11 protein-coding genes are annotated in these 12,017 nt (G+C 40.0%); 4 read left to right on the top strand and 7 right to left on the bottom strand.

The window, feature by feature from the left end:
* The first annotated feature begins 521 nt into the window (after positions 1-521).
* Positions 522-1,418 (top strand): stalk domain-containing protein, encoded by an 897-nt coding sequence (locus AC29Z1_RS06200; RefSeq protein WP_488270588.1) that lies wholly within the window; start codon positions 522-524, stop codon positions 1,416-1,418.
* A gap of 262 nt (positions 1,419-1,680) precedes the next feature.
* Here the strand turns inward: AC29Z1_RS06200 and AC29Z1_RS06195 are convergent, their stop codons facing one another.
* On the bottom strand, positions 1,681-2,466 hold the full coding sequence (locus AC29Z1_RS06195; protein ID WP_488270587.1) for a phosphatase PAP2 family protein: 786 nt from the start codon (positions 2,464-2,466) through the stop codon (positions 1,681-1,683).
* A 256-nt stretch (positions 2,467-2,722) separates the two neighbouring features.
* Here AC29Z1_RS06195 and AC29Z1_RS06190 point away from each other — a divergent pair, with 256 nt between their 5' ends.
* Both AC29Z1_RS06190 and AC29Z1_RS06185 read left to right on the top strand, forming a co-directional pair.
* Positions 2,723-3,016 (top strand): LysM peptidoglycan-binding domain-containing protein, encoded by a 294-nt coding sequence (locus AC29Z1_RS06190; protein ID WP_488270586.1) that lies wholly within the window; start codon positions 2,723-2,725, stop codon positions 3,014-3,016.
* Positions 3,017-3,370: 354 nt separating this feature from the next.
* Complete coding sequence (locus AC29Z1_RS06185; RefSeq protein ID WP_488270585.1) at positions 3,371-3,553, top strand: hypothetical protein; 183 nt, start codon at positions 3,371-3,373, stop codon at positions 3,551-3,553.
* A gap of 47 nt (positions 3,554-3,600) precedes the next feature.
* Here the strand turns inward: AC29Z1_RS06185 and AC29Z1_RS06180 are convergent, their stop codons facing one another.
* Entirely contained in the window at positions 3,601-3,771 is a 171-nt protein-coding gene (locus AC29Z1_RS06180; protein WP_488270584.1) for a hypothetical protein, read from the bottom strand.
* 711 nt (positions 3,772-4,482) lie between these two features.
* Complete coding sequence (htpG, locus tag AC29Z1_RS06175) at positions 4,483-6,441, bottom strand: molecular chaperone HtpG (protein ID WP_488270583.1); 1,959 nt, start codon at positions 6,439-6,441, stop codon at positions 4,483-4,485.
* A gap of 566 nt (positions 6,442-7,007) precedes the next feature.
* On the opposite strand from htpG, the gene AC29Z1_RS06170 reads away from it, so the two are divergent.
* On the top strand, positions 7,008-7,703 hold the full coding sequence (locus tag AC29Z1_RS06170) for a TerC family protein (RefSeq protein WP_488270582.1): 696 nt from the start codon (positions 7,008-7,010) through the stop codon (positions 7,701-7,703).
* A gap of 71 nt (positions 7,704-7,774) precedes the next feature.
* Here AC29Z1_RS06170 and AC29Z1_RS06165 read toward each other — a convergent pair whose 3' ends face one another.
* From AC29Z1_RS06165 to AC29Z1_RS06150, 4 genes are all read right to left on the bottom strand, one after another.
* Positions 7,775-7,933: a hypothetical protein gene (locus AC29Z1_RS06165; protein ID WP_488270581.1), complete on the bottom strand. Its 159-nt coding sequence runs from the start codon at positions 7,931-7,933 to the stop codon at positions 7,775-7,777.
* A gap of 7 nt (positions 7,934-7,940) precedes the next feature.
* On the bottom strand, positions 7,941-9,182 hold the full coding sequence (locus tag AC29Z1_RS06160) for a Ger(x)C family spore germination protein (protein WP_488270580.1): 1,242 nt from the start codon (positions 9,180-9,182) through the stop codon (positions 7,941-7,943).
* Positions 9,167-10,276, bottom strand: a complete 1,110-nt coding sequence (locus AC29Z1_RS06155) for a GerAB/ArcD/ProY family transporter (protein WP_488270579.1) — start codon at positions 10,274-10,276, stop codon at positions 9,167-9,169. Before AC29Z1_RS06155 ends, AC29Z1_RS06160 begins: the two co-directional genes overlap by 16 nt.
* Positions 10,273-12,017 (bottom strand): spore germination protein (locus AC29Z1_RS06150; RefSeq protein ID WP_488270578.1); only part of this gene is annotated, 1,745 nt, incomplete at its 5' end. The genes AC29Z1_RS06150 and AC29Z1_RS06155, both read right to left, overlap by 4 nt.

Here is a 12,017-nt window from a genome sequence, read left to right as displayed (position 1 = left end):
GAAGTAACTGGTTGCAGTTTTTCTATTTGGGGGCTGTCTTAACGCGACAGCCCCTTTTTAGATGTTTGCCCGGCATGGATAGTAACTACTAGCTGAACTGCAAGGGATACTTGTGCAACATTTGCTGTTAATGTCGATCAGATTTATTAGTAGATATTGCTGATCGACAAACTGATGGTAGCCAAATAATAATTTTGGCGAGATAGATACATTAGTTAGGTTCAAAAGAATTTGTAAAATAGCTGCAACAGCGTAATAGGGGACATGGTTATTGACACAAATGAAGAATGTCAACAACTCTGCCCCCTGTTACGCTATTTTACACTAAATTTGTTTTATTGTCACAAAATTACAATATGCGACATTTAGAATGGCTTAAAATGAGAAAGAAATGCAGAATTGCAGTCAATGCTCAGATGTGCAGGTTAGGAAGCTCAATTTCAGAATATCATAAAGAGAATAGAGAAAGGAATGTTCTTACAATGAAAAAACTACTTGTTGTTTTTTTATGTGCTACAACTATGACATTTGCAGCAATGCCTGCATTTGCTGCTGATACATTCAATGTGCACATTTCTCCAAATTCCACTACTACTGTGTTGCAGAAATCTCCTGTAGTGCAATACAATCTCAGCGTTGACGGCCAGAATATTGATCTAGGAACACTAAATATTGTTGAAGTAAATGACCAAACCATGGTCCCACTTAAAATCACAGCAGAAGCACTAGGATTTATTGTGACCTGGGATGAATTAAAGCAAGCTATCCACCTGGATAATGGCACCCTACAAACTAATTTAACTATTGGCGAAGACATCTATGTAATATCTAGCAGTAAGGCTATCGGAATGACAGCGCCACAAAGACTAGGAGTAGCTCCGATAATCATTAACCGATCTACTTATGTGCCTCTTGACTTATTTAAAGTGATATTAACCGATACCCATTGTGTTAGGATAGAAGATAGTGTTATAAGTATATCAACTGGTTCGACTAAACAGGATAAAGTTTCAGCTTCCATTACAGTACCTAATCCGTTGCTAACTTACCATACTTTGGATGAAGCACGAAAAGCAATAGGTTTTACGTTTGTAGTACCTGAAACTCTGCCAGATGGTTATCAACTGACCAACATTATGGTTATAAATAATAACCTGGCAGAAATCATCTACTTGAAGGGTGATCGTCGCATTATATATCGTACTGCCCAAGGAAATGCCGATATCAGTGGTGATTATAATGTGTATAATAAAATTAAAACTGTTACTGTTGAGAATACCAAAATTCTCGTAAAAGGTAAAAATGACGGAATCCATCTTGCTATATGGACAAAAGAGGGAGTAAGTTTTTCCTTATCCTTTGACGAAGCCGTCAAGGAGGACGTACTGGCAATGATCATGAAAAGTTTTAAAGAATAGTATAATGGTGAAGGAAAACGAAGTATCTTTCTAAAAAGCTTAGAATCTAAGCACCGTCGATCCAGATATCCTTAGGCCAACATATGGCTAAAATCAAATAGTTACAGGCGTTTGCCAGTTGAAGGATTGCAAAAGTCATAGCCGAATTGTTCTACCAATGATTGCAAAGCGAAAGCCGTTACCGTTGAGTAAGTTTCAAGGTAACGGCTTTTTTTTGATGCTTACCATGATCCAGCTTGTCGCGCTTGGGTCTCTATTAATACTAAAATGATTTGGTTATAACTAGACCTCGTTGATCTGAATTTATATATGGATTTACCTGAAGTTTTTTAGAATCGTGCAATTTTTTTATCGTTTTTGCGGTATAATGGCCAATTAAAGCACCGGTCACAACATCTGAACCCCAATGTTTATTGTCATTAAGGCGTCCAAATGCTGTTAATGTGGCTAGTCCATAAGCGAAATAAGGAATTGCCTTATCTTCTTTGCCATATTCATCAGAAATAGCTGTTGCCAATGCAAAGGCAGCGGCTGTATGCGTAGATGGAAATGAGTGGTTTTTACCGTTTGGCCGATTTCTGTTTGTAGCTGCGCTGATGACTTCGGTAGAGAGTACAGCAATTCCCATACTCTCAAGTCCTGTAGCAGCAAATGAACGTTGTTTTTCATTTCCCCAAAAATATGTGCTTGTTAAATAAGCAGCACCTGCCACGGGGAATGCATTACCAATGTTTGCTGCGCGATTGGTACGTTTACTGCGCTTTTCTTGTGACCAATGTTGAATATGGTCATCATTTTTATATGTAAGATAAGTAAGGCCACTTAGTAATAAAAAGTTATTCCAATTTTTGTTATCCCAGTGCTTGGGGCTTATGAAGACTTCTTTCGTATCTTTTACTAGTTGTTGGGAAGATAGACGGATACTACTGGATTGCTCATTAGTAATTGGAATGGTGGCGGGAGGTTCGTCTTGGTTAGATTTGGCTGCAGCATTCATTGAAACCAATCCTAGTAATACGCATACAACCAAGATAACAAGTTTTTTCATTTACCAAAAACTCCTTTATGAATTTTTATTACATCTATTCGACGGATATGAAATAAATCCTTGGAGTTATAGTTTAGATGTTCAGGGTATAAGGAAATCATTCAGAATGTTGATTTTAATTTCGCCAAGCTGTGGTTGTTATATTTTTTAAATTTATCTCAGAGCTGTGATTCCCGGGACATGAAGTATAAATTTTGCTCATAAAATGTACAAATGGTCATCTAGTTTGACTAAGTCATTTGTGGAGGGTTATAAAATGAAACAATTGATAGTCATTGGATTGATAGCTGCAGCCATTGCTACTTGCGGAAATATGGAAGATACGAACCAGGGTGAGTTAAAATCTGAAGTGTATATTGTGAAAAGCGGAGACACCTTAGATCAAATCGCATATGAGTTTATGAAAAAATCTACAGTCCGTCGAGATGTAAGGGAGTTTAGAGAAGGAATTATTGAGCTCAACTGGGATACCGTATTTTATAATCGGCAGCCTTATGGGATGATTCAACCAGGAGACAGACTGATAATAAATTACTATGTCGGTAAATAAAAAAGACCATGCAAATGGCCTAATAAGAGTCTACGACAATATTTTTTAGCATCTATATGTCTTCAATGGGCTTTGTCAGACTTGGTTAACGCTGACCAGTTCAGTACCAAGCTAAAGATATAGTGCGGATCATGTCATTATACCCGCGCTAGTAAAAGCATAGCATTTTCATAATGAGCTGCATATCCTATTATAAATCATGCCGACAAGAGGGCCAAGCAGTTTAATGCCGAACGCAATCAGCTGGATAATTTGTTTAGGGTTTACTGAAGCATTTAAAACGGTGACCGCCGAGTACACAATCGTGCGAACCAGGGGTGATTGGCTAACATTTTGTGTAAGGAGGATATCAATATGCAGCATTTCGCCATTATCGACGCTGGTAAAGGATTTCACATTGTACCGCTGACAGCTGCCGCTATGGCCTATGTCGTCCAATGTCGGGGTAAGTTGATATACTCTCGACATAGTCTTGCTAAATCAGCAGCTAAACGGATGGAAGAGACACTGGAACGGCGTAAAAAACGACCATTTTAGTAGCCGGAAAGTTCCGGCTGAAGTGATGCTAGACAAGCTTTGTTTAATCATTTGTCCATATCTTCTAAGAATTCTTCAAATGCTTCCCGATGTTTATGTTCATTGGTCATAGCCTCGGAGATAATGGATTTTTTGATTTGCTCGCGTGATAACGCATTGTCACCAGCACTCATAGCATACTCACTTGCAAACGAATCCATTTGCGATTTTTTGTGCATGTTATCACCTCCTTACAATTAGTTTTCCCGTGGAATAAGGTGATAATGTAGCATTGAAAGTTAAAAAATATAACGGCGATGGTCCGGGTAATACGGCCAGCCGTGAAAACCCAGCATCCATCGCCAATCCGAAGGGGTAATTTACAAAGTTCTAAGGGACTGGTGCCTGTTTAGAAGCGTCTGTATATCTACCCCCGCAATATTATTATATTTTAAATGTTATGTTTAATCTAGAGGTGACTTTTGGGAAACCCATTTCGTTTCAAGTTGGCCACAGTATTGTACGTGGATTACAACAGTCAAATGGCCGACACAAGCGATAGGGTCGGCAGTAGTATGGTCGACAATGATATGGACGGCAATTAAACGGGATGCAGCACTGACGAGTGTCTTGCGGTTCGGCTGCTTCGAGTATCTCAGGATATTCTATACATAGCTCATTTCCTATATTATTCACAGCTATAAACCTCCATTTGTTGATACTACATAATATGCAACTTTAAAAAATTGGAGAATTTGAAACTTTTGATAACTATATACTCAACGCGATAATTTTATTTATGCGTGAAAGTATTGGAGTATTGTAATTGTAGGCAGCTATATATTTTTGTTATGAAAATGGTAAATATAAAACAAATGTAATATTAGACTTAGCAAAGTAAAGAAAAAACGCTCTGACCATATACATAATAGATCAGAGCGTTCTTGACATTATTTCCCGTTGCGGGCCATTAATGCAGCTACTTTATTGGCAAAGCTAATTGGGTCTTCAGGGATAATGCCTTCCATAAGCAATGCCTGACCATAGAGCAAATCGCAGTAATCTTTGAACTCTTGAGAGGCTGGAGCTGTTTCATGCAAATTTCTTAGGACGGCGAAGATTTCGTGTTCTGGATTGATTTCAAGAATACGGCTTGCTTTAAAGGATGTTCTGTTCATTTCGGCTAAAATTTGTTCCATAGATAAACTAATGCCGGTATCTCCGCTTACTAGACAAACAGCACTTGACTTGAGACGGCTACTGATTTTAACATCTGAAACTTTATCGGCTAGCTGGTCTTTTATTGCTTTAATTAAAGACTCGTTTTCTTTGGATTTTTCTTCTACAGCTTTTTTGGCATCGGAAGAATCAATATCCTCTAAGTTTAAATCACCGCGGCTTACTGATTGGAACTTTTTATCCTTATATTCAACCAATGCATCAATAGTAAATTCGTCAATTCGGTCGAAAAGATAGAGCACTTCAATACCTTTTTCTTTAAGAAGTTCCATTTGTGGCAGACGTTCTACGGCAGCACGATCCTTACCAGTAGCGTAATAAATGACTTTTTGTTTTTCAGGCATACGATTTATGTAATCTTGGAGTGTAGTAAGTTCTTCCGAATGGGAGGAGTAGAAAAGCAGTAAATCTTTTAGTTTGTCGCGGTTGCGATAGTCTGAATATACACCTGTCTTTATTGCTTTGCCAAATTCATTCCAGAATTTCCCATATTTGGGGCGATCTTTGGCGAGCATTGTTTCCAATGTTTTTAAAATGGTTTTTTCTAAATTTTTTCCGACTAGTTTTAATTGTTGGCTATGCTGAAGCAGTTCTCGAGAGATATTGAGGGAAAAGTCAGGAGAGTCAACAAGACCTTTGACAAAGCGCAAATAATCGGGGAGTAAATCTTGGCAATTATCCATGATAAATACATTTTTGGAGTAAAGTCTGATTCCGGTTTTGGTTTCACGCTGATAAAAGTCAAAAGGTGCACGGGCAGGAATGAAGAGCAAAGTAGTATATTCAACAGCACCTTCGACTTTTGAGTGAATGACCTCCAATGCGTCTTCCCAATCATGGAACATGTTTTTATATAATTGATTATATTCATCTTGAGAGATCTCATTTTTATTACGTGCCCACAACGGCGTCATTGAGTTAAGGGTGCGTACTTCTACCTTTTGGATAGGAGCAGCATCTTCAATGATTTTACCATCTGCGTCTTTGGGCTTTTCTTCTTTGATAAAATTCATTTTAATGGGATAGCGGATATAATCGGAATATTTTTTTACCAGGTTTTGGAGGACATAGCGATTTAAAAAGTTCTCTTCAGGATGCTCAGGCGAATAATATTCCGGTTTTAACGTTAAGATAATGGTAGTGCCGCGTGTTTCCTTGTCGCATTCTTCAATCGTGTAAGTACCATCACCAGTTGATTCCCATTTAACTCCTTTGGTTTGGCCAGGCGCACGGGTTAGTAGGGTTACTTTTTCAGCCACCATGAAAGCTGAGTAAAAACCGACACCGAATTGACCAATCAATTCAGTATTAGCACTTGAACCTGCTTCTTTTAATTTTTCAAGAAAGGATTTAGTACCTGACTTGGCGATGGTGCCAATGTTTTCAATGACTTCATCATACGTCATCCCCATGCCGTTATCAGAAATAGTCAGTGTATGAGTGGTTTCATCGGGAATGAGGAAAATTTCAAAATCAGTTTGGTCTTCCAGTAGGGCATGGTTGGTTAATGATTCAAACCGAATCTTGTCGATAGCGTCTGAGGCATTGGAGATAAGTTCCCGTAAAAAAATTTCCCGATTGGTATAAATAGAATGAACCATCAGATCCAGAAGTTGTTTAGTTTCTGCTTGAAATTCCCTTGTTTCCTTGGTAATTGCTTCTTGAACCATACAAACCTCCAAAGAATCGTGTACTATTACTAGCACTCTATGTTAGTGAGTGCTAAATACATCTAAATAATAACTAATTTACCAAGCAAAATCAATTGCTGCAATAAATAATTAGTCTAAAATCTTGCGTATAGCTATGCATTTCGTTTATATTACGCTAGTTATCTCGTTATTATGGTGATTATTGAGCTATAGGTCTTTGTGAAGGGTTGGGGTATTAATATATTAATAAATGGTACTATTTCGATATGATTGAATAAACACAAAACAATTTCTGATACCCCTTGACAATACTGGAGGTTATTAGCTATAATTCAATCAATTGAATATAGCTCTCATCGTAAGGGGAGTAACTCAAAGGATAATTGTCAACATACGGTGCCGTGAGGCATCTGGCATTATCGTTGGTAGTTTACCAATAGTGAGACCTTCGGTATGTATTTATTGCGTACTGAGGTCTCATTTTTTTGAAAGGAGGAGCTATCAAGAAAGCGAAAATAGCTTTTGATCGTGCATAGCTTGGTGTCCAGCAAGCACTACTAGTCAAGAATAAGGAGGAATTATTTGTGGAATTTTTCGGTACTATTGGACCTGAGTGGTTTATGGCTTTAGGGAGTATTCTGTTGGTTAACTTGGTATTAAGCGGTGATAATGCTGTTATTATTGCACTTGCTAGTAAAAATTTGCCGGCTGATCAAAGAAATAAAGCAATCATCTGGGGGAGTGTGGGTGCAGTTGTTTTAAGAATTGTTCTTACCTTTGTAGCAGCATATTTGTTAGATATTCCATATCTCCAATTTGTTGGCGGTTTGGCTTTACTATATATTGCTATTAGTCTCTTGAAAAAAGATGAGGGTGAAGAACAGGTAGGAGAAGCTAATTCCTACTTTGAAGCTGTTAAAATTATTTTGTTTGCCGACCTTATTATGAGTCTTGACAATGTTCTTGCTCTGGCTGCTATTGCTCAAACCGTTCCTTCCGGTAAATACGGCTTGATTACTGTAGGTCTTGCAACTAGCATTCCGCTAGTCGTGTTTGGCGCTCAACTCTTAATGAAACTTATGGATCGTTTTCCTATCATTATCTACATGGGAGCGGCTATACTTGGGTATGCAGCCGCCACCATGATTGTTTCTGATAGTGCTATCGGACAATATGTCAGCAATTATGCAATGCTCCTTAAAATTGTTTTGACAGCAGCCGTTGTAATTATTGGGTACATTAAGAGAAACAAAACCGATAACACTACTGCGGCTAGTTAACTTACAGCTGGTTTTTTAGCAGGATTAACTAATCGCCGTCGGTAAATTAGCCGGCGGCGATTGTTTTGTAATTATTCCATTATACGTACCAGCGGCAAAGCCAATGTAGCTAATACCAGTAACAAAATGCAGAGGGCACCCATCCGGTTGCCATGTTGCTTGAGCCACCAGGCATAGGTTAGAGCATGAAAGCCGATGACTGCACCAATGCCGAGATGTATGTAATCCATGCAGCTATCACTTCCTTATTGGCATAGTCTTAAACATTAGCCCGGTACGGCGTAATTTGGTATCCACTTTGACAGTTATCTTAGCCTGAGGATAGAGACTGTTCCAGTTAAGATCGTTGAACTCTGTATAATTTTTGGCTGCGGGCCGTAGATATTTACCAAAGTTAACGATATCTGTTTCAAGTTGTTGGGTTTTGGCCAACATATTTTCGATTTGTAAACAGATAGTTTTTGATATATGTTGTTCTAGCTCTTTTCTTAACTCGTCAGATTCATAGTTGATACCGCTAGGAATACTGACCAATTCAGCTTCCAGCATTGTTTCAATATGAATAATCGGCAATCCATCTACAAGGCTGACGGTAATTTTAGGCGCGCGACCTAATTCAAGCATAAGCTGAATATGGTTGCCTTCTGAATGCGGGTCAGATATTGTTAAATATCCTTCAGGTGCATTATTTAATAAGATAGACACCATCCGGGTTTCAGTATTTGTTAGCATACCTACCATTTTATCGCCTTTAAATAAAGCTGTGCCCATAATGGTAACAGGATTACCGCCTTCGCGGGCAATATCACCTGGCAAATAACCTGAGTCCCATTGGAAAGATTCTGGTTTGTTTGTCAGCCTGTTTGCGTCATCTTTGGGATTAATGCCGGCCAGAGCAGTATAAGGTGAACCGCTTGCATCTTTTAGTCTGACATAAAAACTATGAAGTTGACTGGGTAACGAATAGACGCTTTCAGGTCCGATAGCTAATAGGCTTTCTGACCAGCGTGATGGTAGCAATTCTAGTACCGGGTCATTTTGTTGGATAAACTCTTTGGCTGTTGTGTCTCTGACCACCAAAGTATATATGGAACCGCGATGTTCGCGGTAACGAGTCAGCGGCCCGATAATATCTGACACTCCTTTACGGGCCAACTCTTCGCTAACTACCCACAATTTAACATGGGAAAGATTGGGCGTACGGGAAATGACCGAGGTGAATAAATTATGAGCTTCAGCCACCGAAGCAGCGGTGATAGTGATTTTTTCAACTAATTTTTTACTATCTCCTTTCTCGGCGCCGCTCATGGCTCGGGGAATTGCAATTAAGTAGGTTGTGCTATACTGTTGATCGGGTGTTATATCAATGCCAATGCCCAGCACATAAGCCACTGAATTTGTCTCTCTAGCACCGTTACAGCCGGACAGAAGCAGGCCAAGGATGAAGAAAGCAGTTAAAAGACTTATCCTGAGGGACATGACGGAGACCTCCTTTTGCGTTTGTGCCAAAAGACTCCGAACAGTAAGGCAGTTGGCATTACATATAAGCCAGCATTAAACATAGTAATGACAAAGTAATAATCCCAGCGGATGACAGTAGCAATATCTGGCGGTATCATGGCCAATTGGGCAATAAGATAACACGAAAGGGGAATCAGCGGACGCATGGTTGGCAGTTGTAACACTCTAGTAATTAAATATAAAGCTATATAGATACTGACAGCAATACCCAAAATGCCGACAATAACCCATAATAGTATAAACAGCGATTCAATCCGCTGGATATAACGGCCTAAATATACCAGACGAGCCATCTCATAGAAGGGCAAGGTATTCTCAGGTGCGCCATTTACGCCAAATACCATGGTGAACACCATAATCGACAGGCTTTTTAAGATGATACTGCAGCTAATACCTAATATACTGGCCCAGGTAAAGGTTCTTATATCCTGCATGGCAGGTGCCACAACAATAAGGAGCAAGCCGCTGGTATTAAGGCCTGCACTTAAAATAGCGTGTTTACATGAAGGGACAATCCCATATCCAACCCAGGGCGACAATTGATAAATGTCATAAAAGGGAATTAATAATAATAAAACTGCTAGTAAGCCCAAAACACTGGGCGGTATTAATATAAATGTTGCTCGTGCGAGTACTTCCAGTCCAAACCAGGCAGCCAAGGCGATCATAAACGCATACCATCCCACAATGAAACTAAATTCGACATATGGTAATGCCGTAAGCAGAGTATTTTCGGCAAATTGCCTGATGAGGATAGCTGCATTGGAAAAAAAGATAACAATACCCAACAAATTAAAGAAAAAGGATCCTAGGCGACCTAAGAGCTGTTTACTAATGCTGGTAAAGTCACCCTGGACATTTTTCAATACATAACGCAGTATTAATACAGCTATGATGGAAGGAATGCCACTGAGAATATCTGTCCACCAGCCCGCACTGGCGGCTGCATCCACCATAAGGGCTGGTGTTGAGAGAAATACGCGTGGAAATAGAATAATAAACACCAGTGCCGTTCCTTCGGCCAAACCCATGCGTCCAGGTTGGAAGCTCATGGTTTGTCACCCTCTCCTGCAGGTTTTTCTTTCAACCATTTACGGCTGATGCGCGGCTGTCGCTGTCTGTCTTTTGTATTTAGTGCATCAGGACGATCTTCTTGACTATAAACAGGCCCGCGCACCACAACATCTAAATTTGCTTTCACTTTAGGGGCTACAGGTACCATATAAGGTACACCAAAGGATTTCATACTACACAACGTAAGTACTAAGAAGAGTAGCCCGGAAGCTACGCCAACAAGTCCCAATGTAGCAGCCAGCAACATTATGGCAAAGCGCAGTATACGAAAAGCTAAGGCCATCTGAAAGTCGGGTATAGCAAAAGAAGCCAAGCCGGTAAGGGCAATAATAATTACGACAATTGGACTGACAATATTGGCGGAAACGGCTGCCTGACCTAAAATGAGAGCGCCAACAATACCGATAGTGGAACCCAGAACACCGGGGACTCTCAGTCCGCCTTCCCGGATAAGCTCAAAAGACAACTCCATCAATAGCACTTCTAACAATGCCGGAAAGGGAACATGTTCTTTCGCGCCGGCAATGGCTAATACCAGCTCAGTAGGCAAAGCTTCCTGGTGAAAATAGTAAATGGCAAGATAGAAAGAAGGTAACAGTAAAGTAATAAAGGCTGCCAGTATCCGTAAGACTCGCAGACTGGTGCTGATAATGGGTTTAAAAGAAAAATCCTCGGCCGAATGAAAAAAGGTAAAGAAACTTACAGGTACAATGTGAGCAAAGGGCACGCCTTCCAGAATAAATGCTATGCGGCCTTCGCTCAGATGTACGGCTACCCGGTCAGGCCGTTCAGTAGACAACGCCTGTGGAAATAAACTATTTGGATGGTCCTCGATAAATTGCTGCAGGGAAGCGGTATCTGAAACAAAACTAGTAGAAATTCCTTCGATACGCCGCTTAAGCTCAGTTACCAATGTTGAATTAGCTACAGAGGCTAAATACATAATGGCGCATCTGTTGTTTGAGCGTTTGCCGACGGTTATGATTTCAGTAACCAGATCAGAGCTTTTTAAGGTGGCGCGAATAAGGCCTGTATTAATACGCAATCCTTCGCTAAAAGCTGCTTGTGAACCGCGAATAGTTTGTTCAGTTGAAGGCTTGGTGACGCTTCGCTGTGCTATGCCCTTAGTACTAATAATGGCGGCTTCTGGGACACCGTTAATAAACAGCGCTGTATCACCGCCATTGATGCCCTCCTCTACTGAATGGTAGTCAATTACTTTTTTAACTTGATTTGCAGGTAAACATTCATGCATAATTTGAGTAAGCAGGTTGTCAGATTTTCCTTCCACAATCCTGTCAGCCGTCAGAAACATGAGTGGCTCTAGTATGGATTCATTCATTGTTCTATTGTCTACCATCCCGTCGATGAATACCAGCATAGCTTTGACGGGGGGAGATAGAGCTATAGTTAAGTGGCGGATAATAACATCTTTGTTTTGGGGAAGTTGGTATAATTTTTTTATAATCGCGAGATTTTCTTCTATATTTGCGCTAACCTGACGATTGCTTGGTTTACTAGCCGCGTCATAGGACAAACGAGCCGGTGAAAGCTCAGCTTGTAGTTGCGCAAGTTTGTTATATTCGGTTTTTAACTCATCAATATTTTTGGTTGTTTTTACATTAAGAGCTTTTCTGGTTTTTTCCATAATCTCTTGCAGCACTTTAGCATGCCGCAATAATATGTTAAGTTCCTCGGCTGGACCTTGAAGTGATGAGC

This window comes from Sporomusa sp. (assembly GCF_057736855.1).
This window is presented reverse-complemented; position numbering and strand designations above follow the sequence as displayed.